The 26,411-nt window shown below is 72.4% G+C and carries 15 protein-coding genes; 8 read left to right on the top strand and 7 right to left on the bottom strand.

Annotated elements, in window-relative coordinates; genetic code table 11:
* The first annotated feature begins 119 nt into the window (after positions 1-119).
* A complete protein-coding gene (locus WME82_RS17815) occupies positions 120-1,661 on the top strand; it encodes a glycosyl hydrolase family 8 (RefSeq protein ID WP_438043793.1) in 1,542 nt (513 codons plus the stop codon).
* A 142-nt stretch (positions 1,662-1,803) separates the two neighbouring features.
* Here the strand turns inward: WME82_RS17815 and WME82_RS17810 are convergent, their stop codons facing one another.
* From WME82_RS17810 to WME82_RS17800, 3 genes are all read right to left on the bottom strand, one after another.
* Positions 1,804-3,081: a hypothetical protein gene (locus tag WME82_RS17810; RefSeq protein ID WP_438043792.1), complete on the bottom strand. Its 1,278-nt coding sequence runs from the start codon at positions 3,079-3,081 to the stop codon at positions 1,804-1,806.
* Between the two features lie 61 nt (positions 3,082-3,142).
* Entirely contained in the window at positions 3,143-7,915 is a 4,773-nt protein-coding gene (locus tag WME82_RS17805; RefSeq protein ID WP_438043791.1) for a sigma 54-interacting transcriptional regulator, read from the bottom strand.
* Positions 7,916-7,925: 10 nt separating this feature from the next.
* Entirely contained in the window at positions 7,926-9,383 is a 1,458-nt protein-coding gene (locus WME82_RS17800) for a hypothetical protein (RefSeq protein WP_438043790.1), read from the bottom strand.
* Between the two features lie 422 nt (positions 9,384-9,805).
* Here WME82_RS17800 and WME82_RS17795 point away from each other — a divergent pair, with 422 nt between their 5' ends.
* The 7 genes from WME82_RS17795 (at position 9,806) to WME82_RS17765 (ending at position 17,052) form a co-directional block, all read left to right on the top strand.
* Positions 9,806-10,579: an MBL fold metallo-hydrolase gene (locus tag WME82_RS17795; RefSeq protein WP_438043789.1), complete on the top strand. Its 774-nt coding sequence runs from the start codon at positions 9,806-9,808 to the stop codon at positions 10,577-10,579.
* Positions 10,580-10,781: 202 nt separating this feature from the next.
* Positions 10,782-11,735, top strand: coding sequence for a hypothetical protein (locus tag WME82_RS17790; protein WP_438043788.1), 954 nt, complete (start codon positions 10,782-10,784; stop codon positions 11,733-11,735).
* 113 nt (positions 11,736-11,848) lie between these two features.
* A complete protein-coding gene (locus WME82_RS17785; RefSeq protein ID WP_438043787.1) occupies positions 11,849-12,457 on the top strand; it encodes a TetR family transcriptional regulator C-terminal domain-containing protein in 609 nt (202 codons plus the stop codon).
* Positions 12,458-12,488: 31 nt separating this feature from the next.
* Complete coding sequence (locus tag WME82_RS17780) at positions 12,489-13,481, top strand: alpha/beta fold hydrolase (RefSeq protein ID WP_438043786.1); 993 nt, start codon at positions 12,489-12,491, stop codon at positions 13,479-13,481.
* Between the two features lie 154 nt (positions 13,482-13,635).
* Positions 13,636-14,370 (top strand): type 1 glutamine amidotransferase domain-containing protein, encoded by a 735-nt coding sequence (locus WME82_RS17775; protein ID WP_438043785.1) that lies wholly within the window; start codon positions 13,636-13,638, stop codon positions 14,368-14,370.
* Between the two features lie 652 nt (positions 14,371-15,022).
* A complete protein-coding gene (locus WME82_RS17770) occupies positions 15,023-16,009 on the top strand; it encodes an MbnP family protein (RefSeq protein WP_438043784.1) in 987 nt (328 codons plus the stop codon).
* Positions 16,006-17,052 (top strand): cytochrome-c peroxidase, encoded by a 1,047-nt coding sequence (locus WME82_RS17765; protein WP_438043783.1) that lies wholly within the window; start codon positions 16,006-16,008, stop codon positions 17,050-17,052. Before WME82_RS17770 ends, WME82_RS17765 begins: the two co-directional genes overlap by 4 nt.
* A 174-nt stretch (positions 17,053-17,226) precedes the next feature.
* Here WME82_RS17765 and WME82_RS17760 read toward each other — a convergent pair whose 3' ends face one another.
* From WME82_RS17760 to WME82_RS17745, 4 genes are all read right to left on the bottom strand, one after another.
* Entirely contained in the window at positions 17,227-18,168 is a 942-nt protein-coding gene (locus tag WME82_RS17760) for a hypothetical protein (RefSeq protein ID WP_438043782.1), read from the bottom strand.
* Positions 18,169-18,185: 17 nt separating this feature from the next.
* A complete protein-coding gene (locus WME82_RS17755) occupies positions 18,186-19,301 on the bottom strand; it encodes a hypothetical protein (RefSeq protein WP_438043781.1) in 1,116 nt (371 codons plus the stop codon).
* 363 nt (positions 19,302-19,664) lie between these two features.
* Positions 19,665-22,439, bottom strand: a complete 2,775-nt coding sequence (locus tag WME82_RS17750) for a hypothetical protein (protein WP_438043780.1) — start codon at positions 22,437-22,439, stop codon at positions 19,665-19,667.
* Positions 22,436-26,395 (bottom strand): RHS repeat-associated core domain-containing protein, encoded by a 3,960-nt coding sequence (locus WME82_RS17745; RefSeq protein WP_438043779.1) that lies wholly within the window; start codon positions 26,393-26,395, stop codon positions 22,436-22,438. The genes WME82_RS17750 and WME82_RS17745 overlap by 4 nt, the downstream gene beginning before the upstream one ends.
* Positions 26,396-26,411: the final 16 nt, after the last annotated feature.

Genomic DNA, 26,411 nt, shown 5'->3' with positions numbered 1-26,411 from the left:
CGGTTGGATTTCCTTCTCGCCCACCAGCGTCATTACGTGGACATCGCCCAACGATGTCCACGCCGAGCGCGTCCTCAGAGGATGCGAGCTCGAACACGAGGACAGCGATGAACTTGCGAATGCTAACGTCTCCCGTCGCATCGGCATGGTTTGCGGTCACGGTGATCGCCTGCGCGCCCAGCAACCAAGGCACCCAGGTCGGCTCGCCCGATCCGGCGAGCTCCACGAACCCGGCCGGCAGCGCCGCTCCGGCCAGCACCGCGAGCCCGAGCGCCGCGGCCCAGACGCCCGCCCCGGCGGAGCCCGCGCCCCTCGGTCCGCCGCTCAAGCCCGCTGCCAAGGGAGCGTTCGCCACGGGGGAGTATCGCAACCTGTTCGCCGAGCTGGGACACAAGCCCGCCGAGATCGACGCGAAGATCGCGAAGGCCTACGAGCAGCTGTTCCACGGCGATCCCAAGGAGCAGGCCGTCCTGTTCCCGGCGGGAAAGAACGCGAACGGCCCCAAGGCGTACATCATGGACATCGGCAACAACGACGTCCGCTCCGAGGGGATGTCGTACGGCATGATGATCGCCGTGCAGGTCGATCGCAAAGACGACTTCGACGCCCTGTGGAACTGGGCCAAGTCCCACATGTACCACGCGGATCCGAAGCACCCCGGCTTCGGCTACTTCTCGTGGCAGATGCGCCCGGACGGCACGGCCATGGATGAGAATCCCGCCCCCGACGCGGAGGAGTATTTCGCCACGGCGCTCTTGTTCGCGTCGAACCGCTGGGGGAACGGCAAGGGGATCTACGACTACAAGAAGGAAGCCTTCGGCATCCTCGACGCGATGAAGAACCGGAAGCCGATCACCGGGCCGGTCAACAAGGACAAGCGCAAGACGACGCTGCACTCGCTCTTCAACACCGAGCACAAGATGGTGCGGTTCACGCCCGACGCGGACAACTTCGCGAAGAACGGCGATCACACCGATCCGTCGTATCACCTGCCGGCGTTCTACGACCTCTGGGCGGCCTGGGGCCCCGAGGCCGACCGCGCGTTCTGGGCCGAGGCGGCCAAGGTGAGCCGCGATTACTTCGTCAAGACGACCCATCCGAAGACCGGGCTCGCTCCGGATTACGCCAACTTCGATGGCACCCCCAAGGGCGCCTCGTGGGACGCGGGGACCGCCAACTTCCGTCAGGACGCGTTCCGCACCGCGATGAACTGGTCGGTGGACGCGGCGTGGTGGGCGAAGGATCCGCGGCAGACCGAGCTGAGCGATCGCCTCCTCGCGTTCTTCGAGGCGCAGGGCCCCAAGTACAAGGGCAACTTCACCCTCGAGGGCAAGCCCACCGTCGACTACGACTCGCTCGGGCTCGTGGCGGCGAACGCCGTCGCGGCGCTGGCCGCCACCCATCCGCGGGCCTGGCGCTTCGTCGAAGAGCTGTATCAGCGCGAGGCGCCTACCGGCAAATGGCGGTACTACGACGGTATGCTGTACACGATGTCGCTGCTGCACCTGAGCGGGAAATTCCGCATCATCACGCCGCAGGCGCAGGCCGCGGCGCCGGCTGCCGCTCCTGCTGCCGGGAAGACGGCCGCGGCGCCGGCTGCCGCTCCTGCTGCTGGGAAGGCGCCGGCCGCGGCGCCTGCTGCCGCTGCTGCGAAGAAGTAGCTCGGCAGGCGTGGGGGCGCTCGGATCACTTCGGTGATCGCGGGCGCCCGACGCCGACTCCCCTCGCAAGGCCCGTCCCGCCCGGAGGTAGCGTTCCCGGACCTGCACCGCGTCGCGGCGGGGCTGGCCTGCGCCCCCCGGATCACCGCGCGACGCCGCGGAGCTCCAGCTCGCCTCCCGGCGAGCGCGCCGCGACCACGGTGATCGTCGCAGAGGCCGACGGCCCGAACAGCTCGAACGCCGAGAGCCCGGGGACCTCGGCCGCCGGCGCCGAGAGATCGGCCGGCCTCCGCCGCAAGGACGCATTGCCGTCCGCAGGCCGCTCCACCCACTCGATGAGCTCGCCGCGGACCTCGGGAAGCACGTACGGCCGGCTCGACTGCTCGATGCTCGCGGCCAGGGCATCGCCGTCCGCAGGAGCGGTGATGTCCCCGATCCGCAGATCGAACTGCTCGTACTTGGGCTCCGGATGAAACGGCGCCCATTCGAGATAAGCCACCACCCTCTCTCCGGCGCCGAGCATCGGGAAGGACTGTTTGCCTTCCCGGGGGCGCGGGACAGCGCGCCTCGTGCGCCGGTCATAGACCACGATGTCCGCGAGATCGCGCGCGTCCTCGTCGAAGCGGCCGTCGGGATCCTCGGAGAAATCAGCGAAGGCGACGTGCGTCGCCGAGATGTCCGGGAAACGCTGCTGCCCCGGGCCGGACGCGATCTGGACCGCCTCCGCCTGGCCGAGCTCGTACAGGAACACGTCCGTGTCGCCGCTCTCGTCCGCGGTCAGCCAGCCCGTCAGCACCACGGCGTCTCCCTCCACGCGCGGCTCGCCCGCGTGATCGAACGGGCCGCGGATCGTCTGCGTCTGGCCACCCCGGCGCACGCGCACCACGCGTGCTCCCTGGTCCGTCGCCTCCCAGACCACGACGTCGCCGGCGAGCGCAGGCCGGCGCGGCGTCTCGGCGGCCGGCGCGAGGAGGAGCTCTTCGCCGGTACCGAGATCACGCAGCCTCAGGGCGCCGCTCGCGTCGCCGGCCTCGCGCGGCGCGACGTAGGCCAGCAAGCAGCCGTCGATCGCGTAGGGGGGAGCTCCGGGCGCCTGCGGGGCGCCTGTATCGACGCTCGAGGCGAAGACGGCGACGCCGTCGGCCGCGGAGGCGTCACACGCGGCGGGCGAGGGCGGCGCGGCGGGGGCGCCGCCTCCGCCGTCCGGCAGGAGCGCCGGCGATCCGTCGACGGCCGCAGGCGAGCAGCCCGCGACGAGCAGCGCGAGCGCGAACCGCCCGCTCCACCCGCGGCGCGAGCTCGGTCCTCGATGGCAGGGGCGCGGGGAGATCGGAAAGACCGCTTCTCCTGCCGCGCGGCCCTGTCGGTGCTCCTCCTCGAGCCTCGATGTGTTCAGTGCTCCGGAACCGCTGCCCTTCATAAAGAGTCCTCCACTGCTGCGTTTGCTTGCCTCTCTGTCAGCGGCACCTTCGCGAGGGGATTCACTCCGCTTTCCTCTGCGATCCGGAGGGAGCGCGCATGCCGAGGCGCGCCATGCGCTTCTTCAGACCGTGGCGCGTGATGCCGAGGCGCTCGGCCGCGCGGCTGATGTTCCCGCCGGTCTCCGCGAGCGCGCGCCGGATCGGCTCGCGCTCGTCGTCCTCGGCCAGCGCGTGGCGCGCCTCGCCCGGGTTTCCCCGCCCCGCGGCCGGCGGCGGGGCGGGTCCGGCCATCGGCGGCCGGGCCGGTGACGCGGGGCGCTCGGCGGCGTCGGGCGTCCGGCGCGCGCTCGCCCGCAGCGCGCTCGCCCGCATCCCCCGCGGGAGGTGCTCCAGCTCGACGCGGCGCACGCCCAGCGCGGCCAGGCGCTGGACCAGGTGCGCGAGCTCCCGCACGTTGCCGGGCCACGCGTAGGCATCGAGCGCCGCGAGCGCGCGCGGCGCGATCTCGATGGGGGCGCCCGTCCGACCCAGATACCCGGCGAGCAGCAGCGGCACGTCGCCCTCCCGGTCGCGGAGCGGCGGCAGGTGGATCTCGATGGCGTTCACCCGGAAGAGCAGGTCCTGCCGGAACGCCCGCTCGGCGACCGCCTGCGCGAGATCCCGGTTCGTGGCCGCGACGATCCGCACGTCGAACGGCCGCTCGTCGTCGCTGCCCACCGGGCGATAGCGCCGTGACTCCAGCGCCCGCAGCAGCACCGCCTGCCGCGCGAGCGGCAGCTCCCCCAGCTCGTCGAGGAAGAGCGTGCCGCCCTCGGCCCGGGCGAGAAGGCCGGGGCGCGCGCGCTCGGCCCCCGTGAACGAGGCCCGCGCGTGGCCGAAGAGCTCCGCCTCGAAGAGCGCGTCGGGTACGGCGCCGCAGTTGATGGCGACGAGCTCGCGCGAACGGCGCGGTCCGAGATCGTGGAGCGCGCGGGCGAAGAGCTCCTTGCCCGTGCCGGTCTCGCCCGCGAGGAGCACGGGCAGATCGCTGTCGATGGCCGCGTCGAGGCGCGCGAGCGCCCGGCCCAGCGCGGCGCTCTGGCCCAGGATGTCGGGGAAGCTCCTCCGCGGCTGGGCCGCGGGCACGACGGTCGTGTCGGCGCGCCGCAGATCGGGCGCGGGCTCCGCGAGCGAGGCGAGGCAGGGAGGCGCCGGGCCTTCGCGGCGGGGCTCTTCCGGCGCGCCGGGGCGGGTGAAGAGCCGCAGGAAGAGCCCCGCGAGCGACGCCCAGCGAGCGGCCCGCGCCTCCGTGACGGCGTCGAAGCACGCCGGGCGGAACCGGTGCTCGACCACGATGAGCGCGCGCGGAGGCCCGGGGAGCGCCGGACCTGGCGAGGCCGCGCTCGCCGCCAGGGCGCGCCCGCCCATCGAGGCGTGGTCTGCGCCGACGCGCAGCACGAGCCGCGAGCCGCGGCCGCCCGGCGTCTCCACGTCGCGCTGGTAGTGGACGGGCGCGGCCTGGCTCAGCGCGAGCTGCGCCAGGTCGGGCGGGATGCGCCGCGCCGCCTCGGCGATCTCCAGCCCGTCGAGGTCGGCGCCCCAGGCCGCGACCACCCGCCCCTGCTCGTCGACCACGGCGAGCAGCGCCCGCTCGGCCCCCGACTGCTGCACGAGGGCGCGCGCGAGCCCGACCGCGGCCTCCGCGGCGCCGTCCGCGGTCGCCACCGACGCGAGCCACGCCCAGAGCGCGCCGTCCTCTCCGCTCGCCGCCGCCGTCATGCCTGGGCCAGCATACGCGTCGCCCGCCGCCGGTGCGCCCTGCGCCGCGGACGGTACGCCCTGCCCCGCCGCCGGTGCGCCCTGCGCCGCCGCCGGTGCCCCCTGCGCCCCATGCGCGCCGCCACGCGCCGTCGCCGCGGCCGGCGCCCGCCGTGCGCCGGGCCGCGCCGAGCGCAGCACGTCGAGCGCCTGCGCCTCCACCTCCGCGAGCATCGCCGCGCGCGCCCGCCGCGCGGCCCGGATCGCCCCCCGCGCCGCCCGCCGGGGCTCCGCCGGCAGCCTGGTGAGGTACGCCTGCGCCTCCGCCACCTGGGCCCGCGCGTCCACCAGCGGGTCGCTCGCCCGCACGCCCGGGTCCAGCGCCGCGAGCGCCGCGAGCGCCCGCCGCCCGTCGCCGTCGAGCAACGCCACGTTCGCCCGCGCGATCACCAGATCGGCCTGGATCGCCGCAGGGAGCGACGCCGCGAGCGCCCACGCCTCCTCGATGCAGCGCTCCGCCGCGCGCGCGTCGCCGCGGCGCACCTCGATGTCCGCGCGCGCCGACAGGCACCAGCCGCGCCCCGCCACCTGCCCCAGCGATCGCGCGAGGCGCATCGCCTCGTCGAGCGCGCCGAAGGCCTCCTCGTAGCGCGACGCCTTCCCGAGCGCGATCCCGAGGTTCATCAGGCACGAGCGCATGCCGGCGCGGTCCCCGAGGGTCCGCTTGACCGCGAGCGACGCCTCGAACGTCCGCACCGCGCCGTCCACCTGGCCGCGGTACAGGGCGACGATGCCCGCGTTGTGGTGGAGCCGCGCCACCTCTTCCACGTCGTCCACGCGCTCGCCTTCCACGTCGTCCACGCGCTCGCCCCCCGGGGGCAGCTTCGCCTGCGCCCCCGCGAGCCACGCCTCCGCCTCGCCCCAGTCGGCGCGCATCAGCGCCACGAGCCCCAGCGTCGACAGCGCGAACGCCTCGGCCGCCCCGCCGCCGAGCCTCCGCGCCGCCGCGAGCGCCGCGAGCGCCTGCTCCTTCGCCGCCGTCGCGTCCCCATCCCGCGCGCGCTTCTCCGCGCGCCGCCGCAGCGCGAGCACGAGCACCCGCTCGTCGCGCTGCGCCGCCTCGTCGAGCCACGCCACGACCTGCGGGTGCGCCGCGCCCACGCCCGCGTCGCGCGTCAGCCGCTCGAGCCTGCAGAGGAGCGCCGGGGTCCTCCGGTCCGCGTCCTCGCCGAGCGCGAGCAGCGCCTCGATCTCCTCCGACCGCAGCCCGGCCTCGCGCGCCTGCGCCGCGGCCCGCTCGTGGAGCTGCGCGCGCCGGGCCTTCGTGCACGGCGCCGCGGCCGCCGAGAGGAGCGCCGACGCAGGCGCGCCGGGATCCGCGAGCAGCGCCGCGGCGACCTCCTCGGCGACCTCCGGCGTGGCGAGCGCCGCGGCGAGATCCCTCGCCAGGGCGGGAGCGGACAGCGTGGTGAGCGCGCCGGCCGCCGCCTCCCGCCTCGCGATCAGCGCGCCCGCGAGCAGCTCGCCGAGGGCTCGCTCGCCGGAGGCGCGCGGCTGCCCGCCGCCCCGCGCGTCCGCCCGGCCGCCGCGCCCGAACCCGAGAGAGCAGAGCGCCTCGGGCAGGGCGCCGCCCGCGATCGCGATCGCGGCGAGCGTCGCGCAGGCGTCGGCCGACAGCCCGCGCACGCGCTCGATCGCCGTGTCCTTCGTGAGCGGCACGCGGCCGAGCGACGCGAAGAGCCACCCCGGGTTCTTCCCCGACGCCACGGCGGCCTCTCGCACGCTCGCCTCGTCGTCCACGCCGAGCGCGCGGCACAGCGCGCCGAAGCTCACGTCGCTGAGCGGCCCGAGCGCCACGCACGCCGCGCCCTCGGGCGCGCTCCGGGCCGTCGCGACCACCTCGAGCGCCGCGCCGCCGGGCGCCGCCGGCCGGCACCGGTACGCGTCGAGCGCGGCGCGGAGCTCGGCCGGGGCCTGGTCCAGGTCGTCCAGCAAGAGCAGGAGCGGGGGCCCGCCGCCGGGCGGCGTCACGAACGGCGGCGCCCGCTCGGCGCCCCGGAAGAACGCGATGAGCCGCAGCAGGAGCGGGTCGGCCTCGCGCGGGAACGCCACGTACCGGGCGCTCCGCCCGGCGAGCAGCGCCCGCGTCACGAGCTCGCGCCCGAGGTGGCTCTTGCCGGCGCCGCTCGGCCCCGTGACGTAGCGCACGCGGCCCGACGGTGACGGCGTCTGCTGCAGCGCCTCGAGCTCGCGCTCCCGCCCGATGGGCGCGGGCGGCGCCCCCACGGCGATGCCCGCCTCCGCGGCCGCGACGCCGAGCTGCCGGAGCACCTCGCGGGCCTCGGCAGGGCGGTCTCGCGGGTGCAGCGCGAGCAGCGCCTCGACCACCTCGGCCACGCTCGGCTGGACCCACGACGCGGCGTCGCGCAGCGGGCGCCGCGCGCGAAAGGGCCCGGGCGGGCGGCCCGCGGCCGAGCACCACGCGAGCGCCCCCAGGCTGTAGAGGTCGGACGCGGCCGACGGCGCGCCCCCGGCGAGCAGCTCGGGCGCGGCGAAAGCCGAGGTGAACGCGACGGCGCCGCCCGGCGCGCGCGCCCTCGACACCGCCGCCCCGAGGTCGAGGAGCACGGCCTCGGCGCCGCCCCCGCCGAGGGGCCGCATCCGGACGTGCGCCGGCTTGAGATCGCTGTGCACGAACCCCGCGTCGTGCAGGGCGGCGAGCGTCCTCGCGACGCCGGCGAGCACGCCCGCGAGCCGCGCCGGGCGCTCGCCGGCCGGGGCCCCCTGCACCCACGCCGCGGCGTCGTCGCCGGCCACGTACTCCTCGACGAGGAAGGGCGCTCCCGTCCGCTCGTCCCGCCCGAGATCGTGCGCCCGCACCACGCCGGGGACGCGCAGGCGCGCGAGCAGCGCGAACTCACCGAGCAGGGTGTCCTCGCGGAAGGCGCCCTGACGGAACACCTTCGCGACGAGCTCGCGCCCCCGCGCCTCGCGGTCGATCACGCGCCCCACGACGCCCTGCGCCCCCTGTCCGAGGATCTCGCCCGGCTCGTACCGAGCATGGGCCACGAAGGGCTCGCGCCGCGGGGCGTGCATGGCGGAGAGGTTACTCGCGCGCGGCGCTCGCCGTCGCTCCGGCGGCGATGCGGGCGAGCAGGGGCTCGCCGTACGCGGGCTCGCCGAGGAGCGAGAGCGCGCGGCGGAGGCGCGGCTCGGCGAAGCGCCCGAGATCGTCGAAGTGGCGCGCGGCGTCGCCGGCGAGGGACGGATCGGCGAGCCGACTCGCCGCTTCGACATCCGCGGCCTCCATCTCGGGCGAGAGCACCTCGACGCGGAGCATCATGACGCGCACGACATCGGCAGGCGTGGGATCGATGGTGATCGGGATCGAGGCGTCGGTCCACGCCTCCGGAGCGAGGTAGAGCACCCGGACGCCGGGCGTCCGGAACCACTGGCGCTTCCAGGTGTTCACCATGGCGACGGCCTCGTCGTGGTACAGGCCGGTCGCGTCGAGGGCGTCGATCATGCTCGCGCCGAGCGACTCGACGAACTCGTCGAGGGGTGGCGCGCCGTCGAGCGAGGGGGCGCGCTCGACGAGCGTGCCGCCCGTGGCGATGCCCTGGGGGTGCGCGACGAACGCCCCCGTCGAGGCGCCGACGTTGAGGACGAAGACGGCGCCGATCGCCTCGTCGAGGGTATTCTCGGCGGAGATCGCCCCGCCGGTGCCGGCCGTCACGCGGACGGGCAGGTCGAAGTTGCCGAGCCCTCGATAGAACAGGAAGCGCTCGTGCTGGGGCGCCTCCGTCGCGCCGGGGACGCCTGCGACGCGGAGCGGGTTGGCGCCGACCTGGCGCGCGTGGGCCCACGTGAACCGATCGAGCGGCGCCTCGGGCAGAGGGACGTCGCTGTCGCGCCCGAGGATCTCGAACGTACTCCACTGGAGGAGGCCGTTCGCGTTCAGGCCGTACATCTCCGAGCACATCGGCGAGCCAAAGGGGAACTCGGGGTCGAACGCCGGGTCCGCGTACGTCGTCACGCCAGCAACGGTGTTGGGCGCGATGATGGGCGGGTAAAACTCGCGGACGGCGGGGTACCACTGCGTGAAGATCCCTTTGCGGAACGCTATCTGGACGTGCGCGGTGAGCGGCTCCTCGGCGTAGAAGTAAGTTACCGGCGTCTCCATCTTCACGTTGACGCTCGTCGATATCGAGCCATTGAGCGTGCCGGCTTCGAGCCGGTCATAGACGAAGGCGGGGAGATCCTCCTCTTCGTGGTGCAGCCCCGGTTGAAGCGAGCCGTCGGAGCCGACGACCACGGTGTCGGTGCCCCATTCGTGGACGATGAAACCCTTGCCGGGGTACGCGAGATCCGGCGCCGGAGGCACAGCGGGCGCGGCCTGCTGGCCGGGGCGGACGCCCTCGTGAGGCGCTGGATCCAGCGGATCGGCCGGGGCGTCGCCGGTCGAGGTCGAACTGCCGCCGTCGGACGTTCCGGCGCACGCGGCGATCAGGGTGGCGAGGAGAATGGGAAGCGTGAGGCGGTGGGATGTCGGTTCGGTTACCATGGCAAGGTCTCCTGCCAGCCCCTGAAGCAGCTCTCGGGCCATCGCGCCAAGTCATTGAATTTCAATGGATTGTGCGCATCACAACGGGGCGGTTACCAGGGTACGTGGTAACCGGAACGGCGGGGTGACCAGGAGCTGGTAACCGTGGACGACCGGCCGAGCGAGGAGCGCTCCAACGAGGTCCCCGAGCTCTCCCCGCTCGAAGCGTGCATGCAACTGTCGCTCTTCGGCGGCACCTCTGCGCGCCTCGACGAGGACGGCGTCCCCCTCGCAGAGGCGGACGACGAGGAACGCTCCCGCCCCCGGTGGTGGCCTAATTTGCCCCGGAGTGATTCACACAAAGGTGGTAAAGCGGGAAGATCATCGATCTTTTCTTCCCGCCTTACCGCCTTCATGTTCAGATTAGGCCACCACCGAAACGCATGGCCACTTTGCCGATCGCCGACCGCTGGTTCGAGATCACGCGCGTCAGCGATGACATCACGCTGCTGATCGAGCCGCACGTGGTGCCGCTGATGCGCTGCAACATCTGGCATGTGCGCGGTCGCGATCGCGACCTGATGATCGACACGGGTATGGGCATCGTCAGCCTGCGGGAGGCCATAAAGCACCTGATCGACAAGCCGGTGACGGCGGTCGCGACCCACACCCACACCGATCATGTGGGCAGCCACCATGACTTCGAGCACACCTTGGTGCACGATCTCGAGGCGGAGAACCTGCGCTCACCGACCGACCGCGGCACCTTGCTGGCCTCGGTGATGGGCGCCGCGAAAATCCGCAAGCTGGGCGACGCTGGCTATCCGATCGAGGGCGATGTGATCACCGCCCTGCCCTACGCGGAGTACGACATGGCAAGCTACGCCCTGCATGACGCGCCGGTCACGGAGGTCGTCGCCGAAGGCGACGTCGTGGATCTCGGCGACCGTCACTTCGAGGTGCTGCACCTGCCCGGTCACTCGCCGGGCAGCATCGGTCTGTGGGAGGCGGCGACCGGAACCTTGTTCTCGGGGGATGCGATCTATGACGGGCCGCTGCTGGATGAGATCGAGGGCGCAGACATTCCCGCCTACGTCCGCACCATGAAGCGGTTGCGGGAGTTCCCAGTGCAGATCGTGCATGCAGGCCACGACCCCAGCTTCGGCCGGGCACGGCTGATCGAGCTGGTCGATGCCTACCTGGCGAAGCGCGCCTAGCGTGCGCCGGCAGTGCAGGCGATCGTCGAGGAGACCGGCTCGCCGCCAGCCGAGGCGGTGATCGGCGCCGCGGCCCGCGCCCGCTCATGGTATGCTCGCGTCGAACGCGACGAACCGAGCGGCGGGCAGCCTCAATCGGGCCTGCCGGCGGCCGCCCGGGCGCGCGCGGCGGTCCGCTTGCCGGCCGGGCGAAGAGGCGCTGATGCTTATCAATCAATCGACTCGTCGTATCCTCTCGCTGCTCATCCTCTCCTCGGCCTTGGGGTGTGTTCAAGAACGCCCGCCGGGCCGCGTGGTTTATATGGGCGGCCCCCATGCGGGCGGCCCCGACGCCGGTGGGAGCGCCGAGACGTCTGCGCCGAAGGAGGCGCCGGAGCCCTACGCCCCTCCGGCCCTGCCGGTCATCCCGGTCATGATCGATCCGGGCGGCGCGCACGGGTTTCGATGCGCGGTGAGGCTCCGCCTGGACGTCTCGCCGGTCGCCGGCGAGCGACGGCTGCTCCGCGTGGTGGCCGAGAACGCGACCGGGCAGCCGCTCACGCTCGAGCTGCCCGACCGATGCCCGAACGGGCTCGTCGAGCTCGAGGGGCTCGGGCCGGGCTACGACTATTATGGGACGTGCAACGCGGGGCCGTGCCTGGGCGTGAGCTCGGCGCGTCGTATCGAGCTTGGCCCCGGCGAGGCGCGGCCGATCGCGGAAGCGACGATCGCGCTCCGAGGCGCGCCTCCGTGCACCTCGGCGCTGCCGCCAGGCCAGCACGTGGTGCGCGCCGGCGTGCGCACCGCGAACGTGCCCGTCTGCATCGCGGAGGCCGTCCTCGATGTGCCTGGGGCTGCGCGCCCTCAGTCGCCGCCGAGCCCCCCGCCGCCCTCCGTCCCCTCGCAGAGCACGCCCGCGCCGAGCGACCCTTATGCTTGCCAGAGCCCCACCGACTGCGTGCTGTCGTGCCCGGAGCCCGCGGGTTGTTGCGGGTGGCCGTGCGGGTGCCAGCACGCGATCCACCGCGACCATCGCGCCGCGTTCGAGGCGAATTTCGAGAAGACCTGCACGCGCCCGCCGCGCTGCCCGGTCGTCGGCTGCGCCTTCGAGCGCGCCGTGGGCGCGACGTGCAGGAACGGTCGGTGCGTGGCGACGACCACGCTCGGAGGGCTCTGATCGGGCGGGCGCCCCTCGCGGGGAGCAGGCGCTGCATGAACGGCCGTCGGCCCCAACCTGGGTCGGCTGCCCCGTCGCTTGACAAAATAGAACGGTCGTTCTATCCAATCGAGGTGGCGAAAGGCGAAGATACCCGGCAGGCCATCCTGGCCGAGGCGCTGGCGCTGGCGAGCGAGGTCGGGCTCTCGGGCGTGACCGTCGGCGCCCTGGCCGAGCGCGTGAAGATGTCGAAGAGCGGCCTCTTCGCGCACTTCAGCTCCAAGGAAAACCTGGACGTCGCCATCCTCGAAGAGGCCAAGCGCCGCTTCGTCGACCTCGTGGTCGCGCCCGCGCTGCGCGAGCCGCGCGGCGAGCCGCGCGTGCGCGCGCTCATCGATCGGTGGTTCGTCTGGACAGAGCAGGACTTCATGCCAGGCGGCTGCGTCTTCCACGCCGCCGCGGCCGAGCTGGACGACAAGCCCGGTCCGGCGCGCGACGCGCTCGTCGCGTCGCAGAAAGACTGGCTGGCCACGCTCGCCACCGCCGCGCGCATCGCCGTCGAAGAGGGCCACTTCCGCTCGGACCTCGACCTGGCGCAGTTCGCCTTCGAGACCTATGCCATCGCGTCCGGCTCCCACGCGCTCAGCCGCTTGATGCGCGACAAGGCGTCGGAGCCCCGGGCCCGCGCCGCCTTCGAGAGGCTCGTGATCGACGCCCGACGTTCGCCCCGCCGCTCTGCCTGATCCGTCTCGCAATCCCCCGAGGAGGTCCGCCATGCAGGAAGCCAATCAGGTCCATTCGTCGCCCCCAAATAGAACGATCGTTCGTGCTGATCCGCGGCAGGTCCTCCTGCGCGGTGGGATCCGGTTCGGGTTCAAGCTCCTCAACAAGGCCGCGCCGGATCTGGCCTCCCTGGCGGCCGAACGGCTGTTCCGCTCTCCGCGCCGGCACGCGCGCCCGGCCTGGGAGGAGGAGATCCTCGCCGGCGCGGCGCGTTTCTCGTTGCCGTGGGGCGCGGAGGCGCTGCCCGCGTGGTCGTGGGGGCACGGGCCGACCGTGCTGCTCGTGCACGGCTGGGAGGGGCGGGGGAGCCAGCTCGGCGCGTTCGTGAGGCCGCTCGTGGAGCTGGGCTTTCGCGCGGTGACGTTCGACGCGCCGGGGCACGGCGATGGGCCGAGCCGGTCGGCCACGCTCGTGGAGCTGGCCCGCGCGGTCACCGTCGCGATGGACGAGGTCGGGCCCGTCCACGCCATCGTCGCGCACTCGATCGGGGGCGCCGCGACGACGTATGCCCTGTCCCGCGCGGCGTCCGTCCGGCGCGCGGGCGCTCCGGCGCCGAGGCTCGTGTTCATCGCGCCGCCGATCAGCGCGGTCCGCTACACCCAGCATTTCGCGAAGCTCCTCGGCATCGACGAGGCCGTCCGGCGCCGCATGGTCGCCCGCCTCGAGGCGCGCTACGGCGTGCCGCTCGCGGACCTCGACGCGCTCTCTGCGGCCCCGCGGATGAACGCGCCGCTGTTCGTCGTGCACGACCGCGACGATCGCGAGGTGTCGTTCGAGGCAGGCGCGGCGCTCGCCGATCGCTGGCCGGGCGCGCGGCTCATGTCGACCCGCGGCCTCGGCCACCGGCGCGTCCTGCGCGCGCCGGAGGTGATCGCCGAGGTCGTCGAGGTCGTGACCGGCACCCCATGGCCGGTCCGGACAGGGCTCGAGACGTTCGAGCTGGAGCGCGAGCTGTTCGAGCGCGACCGCCGGCGCGCGGTGTGACGCGATCGCTGACCACGAGCGGGTAGGAATGATCCGGCCGGCTCGTCCCCGAGCCCCTCTCTCGGATGCTCCCGGACTTCGTCGCCGGCACGCCTCGGGAGCATACACCTTGCAATGAGCCCGAGGTGCGCGCTCGCGCGTCACGAGGTCGAAGATGCTGTTTCGAAAAAGGCTGAAAGGGTTGCACGTCGCGGTGCTCGCGACCGATGGATTCGAGCAGGTCGAGCTGACGATCCCGACGAAGGCGCTCCGCGCCGAGGGGGCCCACGTCGAGGTGCTCTCGCTCCGACGCGGGAAGATCCGCGGCCTGAACCTGTACTGGCCCGGCCGTACGGTGCGCGTCGATCGGACGGTGGAGCAAGCGGCGCCGGCCGACTACGACGCCCTGCTCTTGCCGGGCGGCTTCATCAACCCCGACCTCCTCAGGCAGAGCCGAGCGGCGCGGGAGTTCGTCAGGGCCATCGACGAGGCGGGGAAGCCGATCGCCACGCTCTGCCACGGCCCGTGGATGCTCGCGTCGGCGGGGCGCCTGAACGGGCGGCAGCTCACGTCATGGCCTGGCATTCGGGACGATCTCGTGAATGCCGGCGCCGTCTGGCGCGACGAGCCCATCGTGCGCGACGGGAACTGGGTTTCTAGCCGCGGTCCGCACGATCTGGCCGCTTTCACGCGCGCGACGATCGAGCTCTTCGCGGAGCGCGATTCGGCAGCGCCGAAGGGATCGGCGTCACACGCGATCTCGGCCCCGCAGCAAAGCGCGCCTCCCCCGTGGGCCGTGGCCGGGATGGAGGCCCTGTCGAGGGCCTACACCGTGCGCCGGCTCCTCGGAGCGGCGGCGGTGCTCGGAGCCGGGATCCTCGCGCTCCGGCGGCTCGCCAGGCAGGCGTGACGACCCCGCGCCATGGCACCTCGGCACCTGCTTGATGGAAGGACCGACATCGAACCTTCACGGCCAGGGCTCTTCTTCCGGCACGAGGCAGGGCGGCGTCGGTCCGAGCCAGAGTCCCGCCGGCGGGACGGGCAGCTCCGGCGGCCAGGGCGCCAGGTCGGGGGCGTCGCAAGGCCAGAACATGTGCGAGTGCGCGTGCCGTCCACGCCGAGCGAGGCAGCGCCGGCCCGGCCACGGGGTTGCGGGATTGATGCCCGGCGCCAGATCTCATGAACGTGATCAGCTCTCGGGGATGGGACCAGGAGCCGGCCGAGCTGCGCGAGGTGTCCAAGGCGGCTTGAGCCGCGCCGGATCACGGTCGCACTTTGCCGGCGGCCCGCTCGAGAACGAACGCCCTTGTCGGAGCGCCGGAGGAGCGCCAGCGCGGTGATGGGGACGCCGCGTGGCTGTGCCCCATTGCCCTGCGTGTCACCGCCCGCCGTCATGCGGCAGAGCGCCCCTCTTCGTGCGCGCACCGCCCTGGCACAATGGTGCTAACCGGCCCGGCGGCGTAGAGCCGCCCGCACCATCCATCCGCGTCTCGCCCAGCAAGATCCCGGCGATGCGTCATCTGTTCCCGTGTGGTGCGTCATCGCGTACAATCGATCCCACGATGAAATCTCCTGGCTCGTTCCGGTTGTTCGGATTGCTATTGGGCGCCGCAGCCGCTTGCGGCGGGGGCTCGAATCAGCCAATCGAGTCCGGGACCGGCGGTGCGGGCGGCAGCGAGCCCGATGGGTCCGGTGGAGCGAGCAGCGCGGGTGGAGCGGCCGCCCAACCCGGCGCCGGCGGCGCGGGCGGCCAGGCCGAGGCCACCTGGCCGACCGGTTGCGCAGAGCAGCCGGCGTCCATCAGGACCGAGGGCACACTCGTCGAGCTCGCGTTCGAGCTCGTCCTCGGCGGTGAGCCGTTCCTGTTCGGCGAGCCGAACGTCGCGCCGGACGGCAGCACGGTCACGCCGCTCAACGTTCGCTTCTACGTCTCACACGCGGCGCTGATCGGGGCGGACGGCGACCTCGTGCCGGTCGATATCGTCGGCCCGGACGGCGCCCCCACCCCTTACGGGGTCCACTTCTACAACGCCGAGGACCCGGGTTCGGCCGCGCTCCGGCTGCGCGCTCCGGCTGGCAGCTACGAAGGCGTCAGCTTCATCTGGGGCTTGCACCAGGCCTGCAACGTCTCCCGGCCCGAAACGACCGTCGCGCCTCTGTCGGAAGCCTCCCAGATGACGTGGCCGCACACCGGCTACCTCTTCCTGCGCTACGAGGGCAGCGTGGCTCCGCCGGCCGAGGGTGAGGGTGGTTCCGACGATCCGGACGGAGAGACGGCCACGGTTCCGCCGGCGGTCCACATGGGAGGCAACCTGTTCGAGGATCTAGCCCCCAGGGTCGAGGTACGAGGCGCGCTGTCCGTGCCCGCGAGCGGCTCGACGGGCAAGGTCGTCCGGATCGTCATGGACGAGGTCTTCGCGGGCGCCACGGCGGACGTCGACTTGACCGGGTTCGTCGCGCCGCCCGGGCCCGTGGGGGACGAGCTTCTCGCGGGTGAGCGCCTGCGGCGCGGCCTCCCCGACCTGACGGTGTTCACCTTCGGTCCGTGACGCCGGGCTTCCACCGTGGCGGGGCCATCGGCCTGGCGGCGCTGCTCCTTGCGGGCGGATGCGGCGACGACGGGCCGGCGGCCCCTGGACCTTTGCCGCCGCTCGTCACGGACGCCATCCCCGCCGGGTTTCCGGCGCGCACCGCGGCGGCCAGAGCGCCGGCCGACAACGCGCTCACCGAGGCGAGGGCCCAGCTCGGCAAGAGGCTCTTCTTCGACAAGCACCTCTCTCGCACCGGCGAGATCGCGTGCGCGAACTGCCACCGCCAGGAGTACGCCTTCGCCGATCCGGACCCCGTCTCCCGGGGGGTCGACGGTCGCCTGGGACAGCGGAACGCGCCCGCGCTGGTGAACCTGGCCTGGGGCGAGAGCTTCTTCTGGGATGGCCGCGCGGCCACCCTGGAAGAGCAGGTGGGGAAGCCCATCGAGAACCCCGACGAGATGGATCTACCGCTCGCCGAGGCCGTGGCTCGTGTCGCCGCCGATGACGTCTACGTGAAGGCGTTCAAGGATGTCTATGGCGAGCCTCCCGGCGAGGAGTCCTTGCGCAAGGCCATCGCCAGCTTCCTCCGTTCGATCGTCAGCGCCGACAGCCCTTACGACCGGCACCGGCGCGGGGACGACACGAGCTTCGGAGACGCCGAGCGCCGCGGCGAGGCGCTGTTCCTGACCGAGCGGACAGGCTGCTTCCATTGCCACCCATCTGGAATGCTCACCAACGAAGGTTTCTTCAACAACGGCACCCACCTCGACGGCGGCGACGTCGGGCGGCAAGGGGTCACCGGACGGACGGGGGATCTCGGCAAATTCAAGGTGCCCGGGTTGCGGAACATCGCGGCGAGCGCCCCCTACATGCACGACGGATCGCTGGCGACGCTGGAGGAGGTGGTCGACCATTACGATCGCGGCGGGCTGGGCCATTTCTCGACCGATCCGCAGATCGATGAGCTGGGGCTCTCTCCGGACGAGAAGGCCGATCTGGTGGCGTTCCTGCGGTCGTTGACCGATACCGCCTTCCTCGACGATCCGCGGTACCGTCCGTGAGCGGCAATCCAGGGGCGTGGCGTCATGTCCCCGGATGTCTTGTGTGCCGCCTGGTGGTGAACCTGCGAAGTCCGCGGGAGTCGACCGGAGTCATGAAACAGGTTTGAAACAGGCCTTTGGGCCGGGTGGGAGGGTTGCGCCGTTCCACTGGGCGAGGCCGGATCGCCGCGGTCCCTATCCCCAGGGGGCCAGCACTGCATTGCGGAGCGTGAGCGCACGGGCGAGCCGGTCATCGAGGCGCTCTCGCCGAAGCTCCGCGATGATCCCGGAGAGCTCGCGGACGGCGAGGTTCGCATGCTCCTCCTGGAGCGTCCCCAGGAAGCCGCCGACATTGCGGAGCAACCCGTAGTCCTCCCACACGGCGAGCTCGAGGAGGTCGCGCAGGATCCCGTCGAGCCCGGCATGGTCGCGGGCGAGCGCGAGGTACGCGCGCTCGCTCGCCGCGAACACCTCGCTCATGTCGGCGAGGGAGTCGTCGACCCGATCCATCATCTCGATGATCACGGTCATCGCCGCCCGATGTAGCGCCAGGCGCTCCAGATCCGAGGCCGCCATCGCTCCGAGGAGGTCGACCTGGCTCTCGAGGAGGTGCGCGACCAGATCCGTGGCGCGGTGATCGTAGTACGCGTCGTCACCGACGACGCGGCGGAGCTCTGGCTCGAAGCGCGCGGGCGACACCGGGAAGCGCGGCCAGTTCCCCCGGAGCGCGTGCGCCTCGATCCGCCGGCGAGGGGTGTTGCGCATCACGTCCGTGCGGCGGTTCGGGCCGTCATGCCAGACCCGCTTCCAGGCTTTCTTCAGCAGCCACCCGCTCGCTCGCTCTTCCGCATCGAGGACCTCTTCTGGGGTCCGCGCGAGGCGTGCAAGCCGGCCACGCAGGTCGACCACCTGCGCCAGCATCGCCTCGGCGGCCCCGCTGCTGACGCGTCGACTCGCCGCGCGCGCACGGAACTCACGCGCGATCGAATCGAGACCGCGCGGCTCCGCCAGCGCGAGCCGCAGGAGCCACCGGTCCCAATGGGCGAAGGCGACGCCGTCGATCTCGCGCCAGGTCTCCGGGCCGTAGCGCACGCCGTCGTCGAGCGGACGCTCCGCCGGCTGCGGTAGGCGCCTCACTCGGCCAACGTCTTTTTTCACCATCGCCTTGGCGAGTTCTCCCGCTTCCAGCGGTCGAAGAAGCCCCGGCGCCGCGACTGTCGCTTCCGCATCGCCTTGAACCTCTCCGTGAACGCTGCGTTCGTGTCGTCGCGGGCGGCAAGGTCGCGAAGGTCGATCGCCAGCTTCAGCGCCTCGTCGTAGGCGCTCTTCGCGACCAGGGCCTCCAGCTCGCTCCACGCTGCGTCGAGCCGCCGCGCGAGCGCGTCGAGCTGCTTCGTCCGGGCGGCCTCTGCGGCCTTGCGCGACCGCTCGGCGCGGAGCGCCTCGGCGCGCTCTCTCTTCTCGCGACGCTCCTCGGCCGTCGCACGCAGCTCCGCGACGGTTCGTGGAGCCCTGGTTGTTTTCGCCTTCACCCGAGCACGGAACGCGCGGCGCAGCTCGGCGCCGAGCGCGAGCTCCGGTTCGTCCACCGCGCGCCGTAGCCACTGATCCTTGGTGCGCGCGGGGAGCGCGCCGACCCACGCACGGAGGGCGTCGGCATCCTCCGGCTCCGCGCCGCTGTGCTCCGCCGCGGCCGACAGGAGGTCGCCGTCGAGGCGAAGGAAGCCGACCATCGCCTCGAGCGGCGCGGAGAGCTCCCGGAGCCCCGGCGGCAGCGGCGGCTCTGTCTCGTCGTCCTCGACATCGCCCGCCTCGACTCCGAGGAGCCAGGCGAGGTACGCGGCGCGCAGATCTCCGCGCAGGAGCTCGCTCCGCACGGGTGCCAGCGACGCGAGCGACGCGCCGCTCGTGAAGTCGTCCTCGGGCTCCTCGGTCTCGCTCACCAGCTCGATCACGACGTGCTCGCCGGCCTTGGTCATGCACGCTGCGCCGCCGGGGAAGAACGGGTGGAGCTGCTTCTCGTCGACGCGTGCCGCCGGCAGCCGGAACATCAGCCTGCGCGTACCCCAGTTGGCGAAGTAGAGGTGCGCGTCGAAGTAGCGCTCGAGGAGCTTCGCCGGGTCGGCCTTGAGGTTACCCCACTGGTACTCGTTCCAGAAGCGCGTGGGCGTGATGTCGGCGCGCGTCGAGATGTTCCTGAGCTCCGCCATCTGCTTGGGCGTGAGGGGACGATCGAGCGCGACAAACTCGTACCACTGGTACTCGCTCATGTGTGCCAGGTCGTCTCAGCGAGGAGAGTCTCGATGTTCGCGTTCATGAAGCCGTTTCATGCCACTCCTACCCTACGGGCCAACGCGATGGACACCAAAAATCGTCCGCATAGAGCGAGCGCGACGTGAAATACAACGAGAAAATCAGTCGGCTTCTCGCAATGCTTTGTGAGCCGCAGGCGGGGTGGGCAGGCGACAGCCTCGTTGCGCCGGCTGTCATCCATGGCGGCCTGTTCGCTACGCACGCGGCGTCGGGACGCGTGCCCTCAAGGCCTGTCAGCGACTATGGCCCGGTGGCAGCTGCGAATACGCCGCGGAGATGAGGCCTGAAGGGCTCGGCGCGCGACATCTCCACGCAGACGCTCAGGGCAGCCACCGCGCGACGTCGACGATCTCCCGGGCCACCGCGGTGACGCCCTGCGGTCCAGCGACGCGGGCGAACAACGGCGCCAGGTGCCCGAGGTCGTCCTTCGTCCAGTCGTCGAGGAGGTCGGGCCGCGGCTTCCAACCGAGCTCGTTCAGGAGTCTCTGGCAGACGCGGCGCGCGTGCGGCTCGGTCATCCAGGCGGCCAGCGGGATCAGCGCGAAGAGCGCCTCGTCCTCGTCGCTCGGTTGCTCCAGAGCGCGCTCGACCAGATCGCGCGTGATCGCCGGCGCGTCGTCCGGCGAGGCCACGGCGATCGCGACCAGGGCTGGCCAGTTGGCGCCGATCTCGCGGGACAGGCCGAGGACCGCATCCGCCCCGAGAGCCCGGGTCCACGCAGCGGCGTTCCGCGCGAAGAGCAGGCGCGCACCGTCGCTCGCCCGCAGATCGCCCGACAGCTGGGCCCAGGCGGCCTCGCGGACCGCGGCGGGCAGGTGCGCGAGCAGCGCGGATCGCACCTCGATCCGGTCCGACGGCTGGGGCAGCGTGTCCACCAGCGCGAGCGCATCCTCCACGCGCCCCAGATCGCAGAGGCGCGCGGCGACGGCCGTCACCACCGGGCGCCGGAAGCTGGCCGCGGCCGCGCACGCCTGGACCAGCGCGGACGCGGCGCCGGCAGGTGCGTGCGGCGCGAGCGCGCAGATGCTCCAGCACGCGTCCGGCGGAAGCGCGTCGCCCGCGAGCAGCGACAGCGCAAGCCCCAGCGCTTCCGACGCGCCCGCTTCCCGCTCCTCCGCGGGCAGGCCCGAAGTGAGGTGCGCTAGGACCAGGTGCCGATCCGAGGGGGGCAGCGCCTCGGACCATGCCCAGAGCCCGCGCACCGCCGCGGAAGACCATCGCGTGGCGGCCTCCGAGAGCCGCGGCAGCTCGTCGCTCCTCGCGTCGGCCGGGACCTCGGCGAACGCCTCGCGACCGAGGTCGCGCGCCTCGTCCTCGGACAGCAGCGCCGCCAGGGACACGCGCGCGAGGCGGCTCTCCCTGGTCCGCTCGCGAGCGAGCCGCGCCGCTGCCTCGCGCGCGGCCTTCACGCGCGCCTGCCCGTCGAGCGCGCGCGCCACGGCGGCGAGAGCGCCCCCGCCGGCGTGCTCCTCGCTGGCGGCCTCGAGCGCCCAGTCGAGCACGACGGCGCGCTCGGCGTCGGGCAGCTCGCGCGCCAGCCGGATCAGGGCACCGGCGCGCTCCGCGGCATCGGCGATCGGCCGTCCAGCCTCAAGGATGTCCTCGCCCACACGCGGCATCTCGATGTGGGGTCCGGCGGAGCCCTCGCCTCCCTGGGCCCCTTCCTCTTCCTCCTCCTCGTCGTCCTGCGCCGCCAGCGCGGCCAGCGCGCGCCGCGTCTCCTCGAAGCCAAGGATCGCCCGCACCGCGCTCGTGATGAGCAAGCAGCGGACCCGCGCGGCCAGCGCCGCCAGGACATCGCCTCCAGCCGCGGCATCGACCAGAAGGCTCGCCGCGCACGCCGCCGTCGCGTCCACGTCGGCGATGAACCCGGACGAGCCATCCGGGCGTGTCCTCCACACGTCGAGCCACGCCCTCGAGGCCAGCTCGATCCGCTCTGCGAGGCTCGCGCCGACCCGCTCCAGGTGAGCGCGCCAGTTCCGGCATACGTAGTCGGAGACCGTGCCCGACGCGAACGCGCGCTTCCCGTGGTCGGCGAACCGGCGATCGACCGCCGCGCGCTCGTGCGGCGCGAGCCGCGCTTCGATGGCCTCCGCCCAGGCCGGGTGACGGAGCGCGAGGCCCGGCTCTCCGGCGTCGACGAGCGGTCCGCTCAGCTCGTTCCAGGCGCCACCGCGCACCGTCGATATCGCGAGGAGCTCCTCCGTCTCGATCGGCCCGAGCGCGCCTGCAAGCCATGGCAATACGGGGCGGATCGCGCCGCCGGCGCAGAGATCGAGGACCCCCGGAGCTCCGGCGGGAGCGCTCGCGAGCGCCGACGCCACAGCCGCGGGATCCTGCGCGAAGGCCTCGACGAGCGCCTCCACGAGGAGCGGCTCCCCGCCGCTCACCCGTGCGACCTCGTCCTTCACGCTGGCCGGCAGCTGGCCGAGCCTCCGCCCGATCGCCTCCGCGACCTCGTCGACCGCTATCGGCGGCAGCGAGACCACCTCCGTCCCCTCCCGGAGCCCTCCGAGCGCCTCGATCGAGCGCGCCGACAGCACGGCGCGCACGCCGGGGCCGAGGTCTCGCAGGAATCGCTGCGCTGCATCGAGGGTCCATGAGGCGCCCTCGTCGAACCCGTCGAGAATGACGACGAGCGGCCTGCTTCCGGGCGGGCGGCCCTCCTCGATCATAGTCGCGAGGACGCGCCGCATCTCCTCGATCCCGTGCGGCCGTTTGCCGGTGCGCCACCGCGACCTGAGGAACAGAGCCACACGCGCATAGAGGAGGTTCAGCGCCGTGGACTCCAGCGCCGTACCGAACCGGCGGCTCACGGGGACGAACGCGATCTCGCGCCGGCCCGCGCGCGCCAGCTCCAGCGCCCACGCGCCCAGCAGCATCGACTTGCCGCGCCCGCTCGGCCCGAGCAGCGCGACGCGCGCACCGCCATGCTCCAGCCACGCTTCGAGGCCCGCCACGGCGCCAGCGCGCGCTCTACCGCCGAGGGGGGCGCTGCGGCAGCGCTCGACCTCGCGCCAGAAGGCGAGGACGCCGCGCTCCGCCGCCGCAGGGCCCGCGGCCAGCACATCCGGTGCTCGCGAAGGAGGGCTCATGTGCCTGCGAAGGGCGGCGTGCTCGAGGGAGCGGTCCTGAACGACGTGGGGTATCCCTTGTGCCAGACATCGCCGTTCCACGCCTTGCCATCCGAGCCGATGACACCGTTCTTCTTGCCAGTACCGCCGTTGTTCGCCGGGTGGAGGCCGAGCTCACGCAGGACCTGCGCGCAGAACTTGCATGGATCCATGAGGTCACCGCCCTTGTCCGTCGTCGTCATCTTGCCCTCCTTCACCTGTTTCTGCAGCTCCTTCCTGATCTCGATGTCTTCGGCCGCGGGGTCCTTCAACGTCTTACCCTTCTTCTTGCGGTCCTGCCGGATGTCGTTCGCCAGGTTGTTCAACGCATCGATCTCGGCGCAGTGCCCGGCGCTCGATGGCTTCGGCCCCGCCACCTGGCCCTCGTCGAACTTCTTGTGGGCATTGGCGACAGCGGTCTGGAGCGCGGGGTCGAGCGCCCCCCCGAACGTGCTCGATCCGCGGTGCGTCTTGCCGCCGGCGGTCTCGATCTCGGTCCCGGCCTTGGCCATGAGCCCGTCCGGATCGATGAGCCGCGTCGGCTGGTTCTCCGCGTAGGCGAATCCATTGAGACCGCCGAAGATCCCGATTGGATCCGCGCTGATATAGCGACCCGCCTCGGGATCGTAATAGCGGTTGCGGTTGTAGCAGAGGCCGATCTCGTCGTCCCAGTACTGCCCGCGAAAGCGGATCGGCGTCGACACCGGCGCCAACGCGCTGCGCGCGGGCTCGACCTTTCCCCAGGCGCTCCGCCGCAGCTCGCACGCGACGGCGCCGTCGGGGCCGACGAGCCGCTCCGGCGTACCGATCTCGTCGTTCAGGTAATGATACCACTCGCCCTCCCCGGCGCGCTGCGCCCACGGCGCGCCGGCCTCGAAGACGTAGGTGCGCGCATCTACGGTTGGCACGGCGGGGGCAGCCGCGCCGCCCGTGACCTGCCGGATCTCGTGCACGAGCTCGGCGCCATCCCAGACGAACCTCGTCGCGCTGTCCGGCCGCAGCTCGCCGGTCGGGAGCCGCCGGAAGACCCGCTTGGCGACGCGCCGGGCGTCCGGATCGTACGAGAACTCCACGACGGCGCCGTCGGCGCGCTCGACCGACTGCAAGAGCCCCCGCGCGTCCCACGCGTACCGGGTGACCTCGAGCGCTCCGGCGGGGGTCCTGGTCCGCGTCTCCTTGAGGCGCGCGTCGTCGTCCCAGAGGAGCTCGGTGTCTCCCTTCCTGAGCAAACGATTGCCAGGACCGTACGAGCGATCCTTCTTGCCAGCGGCGACGTCGAACACGTTCCCGCAGGCGTCGTAGCGAAAGAGCTCGGCGCGCTCGTGCTCCGGGACGTTCGCCAGGATCTGGCTCGCAGGGTCGTACTCGAAGCGGCGCGTGCCGTACGCCTGGTCCCACGCCTCGACGAGCTCCGACGCAGGCGAGTATCGGTAGGCCTGGTGCACCGTCACCGACGCCGGGGCCGGGCCCACCCATTCCGGTTCGTTCGGCCCGACGTGCACGCGGCTCGACGGCGAGCAGACGCGCCGTTCGACGAGGCGATCCATCAGGTCCCACGCGCTCTCGATCCGGCCGCCTCGCGGGAGCGCGCGGCAGACCTCACGCCCCGCCGCGTCGTACGCGATCCGGACCTCGTCTCTTCCGTCGAGGATCACCCTCTCGGCGAGCCCGCCGACGTTGCGGATCCACCTGGCGGAGTGACCGAACGACGTGGTGCGTTCGACGACGTCACCCATGAGATCGAAGGTGCGCCGGACGGTCGCGGCCTCGCCTCCCACGATCTGGGTCTCGGACACGACCCAGCCGACGGCGTTGCGCTCATACGTGAACGAACCGGCGGGGCTCTCGGCGGCGATCACGTCGCCGCGGTCGTCGTACGTGAACCTCTCGACGCTGCCGTCATCGAAGGTGCGCGCCACGAGCTGCCCGGCGAGGTCGTACGTGTACTCCGTCCTCTCGCCCGCGGCGTTCTGGAAGGAGATGACCCGGCCATTGTAATCGTACTTGGTTCGAGACACGCGCCCGTCGAACCCACGCTCGCTGGTCACCATCCCCGCGGCGTCGAGCTCGATCCTGTGGCGCTCCCCGAGCGCGTTCTGGATCTCGACGAGGCGCCCCTCACGGTTGTACCGGAACCGTGTGATCTCTCCGTTCGGCTTGTGCACCTCGCAGAGCTTGTGGAAGCCGCCTCGCACGAACCGGGTCACCTGCTGGTTCGGCTGGAGGACCGCGGTGCAGTCCCCCATGCCGTCGTATTCGTAGCGGGTCGTCCCGCCGTCGGGCCGGTGGACGCCGGTGAGGTTGCCGCGGTTGTCATAGGTGTACGACAGCACCGCGCCGCTCGTATCCCGGATCGAGCGGCACCGACCCCAGTAGTCATAGGCCAGCTGCGTCTTGCCCCCGAGCGCGTCGGTCTTCTCGACCATGTTCCCGAGATCGTCATAGCGGTACGTCGTGCGGCCGCCGTTCGGCGCCACCGTCTCGATAAGCCGCCCGTGCGCGTCCTGGCGCACCTGGAACACCGCCCCGAGGGGGTCGGTCCAGATGAGCCCGTCGGGCGTCCGCCCGATCTCGGTGACGCCGCCCGCCGGATCGATCGCTCGGCGGATGTGCCCGTCCGGATCGCGCTCGATCTTCGTCATTCGACCGAGCGGATCGGTGATGGAGAGCTCGCGGCCGAGGCGATCCCGCTGCCAGACGGTCATGGCGCCGACCGGATCGACGAACGACCGGAGGTGCCCGTGCTCGTCGTACGTCCGGCTGAACACGGCCCCGGCGCTCACGGCCTTGTCGAGCTTGCCGAAGCGGTTCCCGAAGTAGCGATGAACCGTGATGGAGTCCGCGACTTCGACGTATCCGTCCTCTCCGAACTCCAGCTTGCAGTGATAGATGCCTCTGGCGACGGTCTTCCCGTCGGCCAGGTGCGTCGGCACGTCCTCCGCCAGGCTGCGGTCACGCCCATCGGCGTAAGCGCCCCACGTCTCGACGCAGCGGCGCCGATCGTCGTAGCGGAATGAGAACGTGAGCCCGGTAGGGCTCGTATGGGAGGTGAGGAGGTGTTCCTGGTACGTATAGCGCGTCGTGTATCCGTCCGCGTCGGTCGCGGGCGTGAGATCCCCGGCCGCGTCGTAGCTGTACTGCGCGAGAGGCACCCAGACACCGCGCTCCCGCGCGTTCTTGATCTCGAAGGCGCCGATGCGCCCGTCGGGCGCCCGCCGGACCCGGACGATCCGGCCGACGCTGTCGGTGATCTCGGCGAGCACGCCCTCGCGGTACGAGAGCCTGATCTCGTTGTTGTATCGGTCCTTGATCGCGGTGAGCCGGAACCGCTTCCCGGCCGCTTCGGCGAACACGTACCAGCGGCCATCGCCTGTATCGAGGACGAAGCCGCGCTCCTCCCGGGCGAGGACCCATCCGTGGGGGCCCGCCGCGCCGGCGCCCACGGGGATCGCGTCGAGATCGACCGGCCCATCGTCGGTCCAGACGCGGAGGATGCGCTGCCGCACCTCGATCTCCCACGCCAGCGAGTGGCTCCACCCGAACCCCAGCCCGACGTCGCGCTCGGACGCCGCGGTGGTGTAGGACCGCACGATCGAGAGCGGCAGCGGTCCCGGAAGCTCGAGATCGACGGCGGGAATCGTGAACACCCGGCCCGTCACCACGTCGACCGGGTCGCCCTTCGCAGCCATTCCCGATTTCTTGCCGCCATGGTGGTTCGGGCAGCCGGCGCCGTCGCCGCCTGCGCTGCCACACCCGGACTTCCCGCCGCCGCTGGCGTCCTTGCCACCGTTGGATCCATTGCCGCCCTGTTTACCGCCAGAGCCGTTTCCTCCAGCGCCACCGGCCCCGCCGCCGGCCCCGCCCCCTCCCATGATGAAGACGCCCGGGTTCATTCCAGGGATGGCGGGGATGTTCGGTACAGGCGCAGTGCGGGCCATGCTCGTCTCCCGGGTC

The organism is Sorangium sp. So ce128 (genome assembly GCF_051525245.1).
Classification (GTDB): Bacteria; Myxococcota_A; Polyangia; order Polyangiales; family Polyangiaceae; genus Sorangium; species Sorangium cellulosum_B.
This window is presented reverse-complemented; position numbering and strand designations above follow the sequence as displayed.

Excerpts from the sequence above, each read along its gene's own strand:
- WME82_RS17755 (WP_438043781.1), bottom strand. The coding sequence starts at position 19,301 with ATGAGCGAGTACCAGTGGTACGAGTTTGTCGCGCTCGATCGTCCCCTC.
- WME82_RS17805 (WP_438043791.1), bottom strand. The coding sequence starts at position 7,915 with ATGCACGCCCCGCGGCGCGAGCCCTTCGTGGCCCATGCTCGGTACGAG.
- WME82_RS17795 (WP_438043789.1), top strand. The coding sequence starts at position 9,806 with ATGGCCACTTTGCCGATCGCCGACCGCTGGTTCGAGATCACGCGCGTC.
- WME82_RS17810 (WP_438043792.1), bottom strand. The coding sequence starts at position 3,081 with ATGAAGGGCAGCGGTTCCGGAGCACTGAACACATCGAGGCTCGAGGAG.
- WME82_RS17750 (WP_438043780.1), bottom strand. The coding sequence starts at position 22,439 with ATGAGCCCTCCTTCGCGAGCACCGGATGTGCTGGCCGCGGGCCCTGCG.
- WME82_RS17800 (WP_438043790.1), bottom strand. The coding sequence starts at position 9,383 with ATGGTAACCGAACCGACATCCCACCGCCTCACGCTTCCCATTCTCCTC.
- WME82_RS17790 (WP_438043788.1), top strand. The coding sequence starts at position 10,782 with ATGCTTATCAATCAATCGACTCGTCGTATCCTCTCGCTGCTCATCCTC.
- WME82_RS17775 (WP_438043785.1), top strand. The coding sequence starts at position 13,636 with ATGCTGTTTCGAAAAAGGCTGAAAGGGTTGCACGTCGCGGTGCTCGCG.
- WME82_RS17815 (WP_438043793.1), top strand. The coding sequence starts at position 120 with ATGCTAACGTCTCCCGTCGCATCGGCATGGTTTGCGGTCACGGTGATC.
- WME82_RS17780 (WP_438043786.1), top strand. The coding sequence starts at position 12,489 with ATGCAGGAAGCCAATCAGGTCCATTCGTCGCCCCCAAATAGAACGATC.
- WME82_RS17770 (WP_438043784.1), top strand. The coding sequence starts at position 15,023 with ATGAAATCTCCTGGCTCGTTCCGGTTGTTCGGATTGCTATTGGGCGCC.
- WME82_RS17745 (WP_438043779.1), bottom strand. The coding sequence starts at position 26,395 with ATGGCCCGCACTGCGCCTGTACCGAACATCCCCGCCATCCCTGGAATG.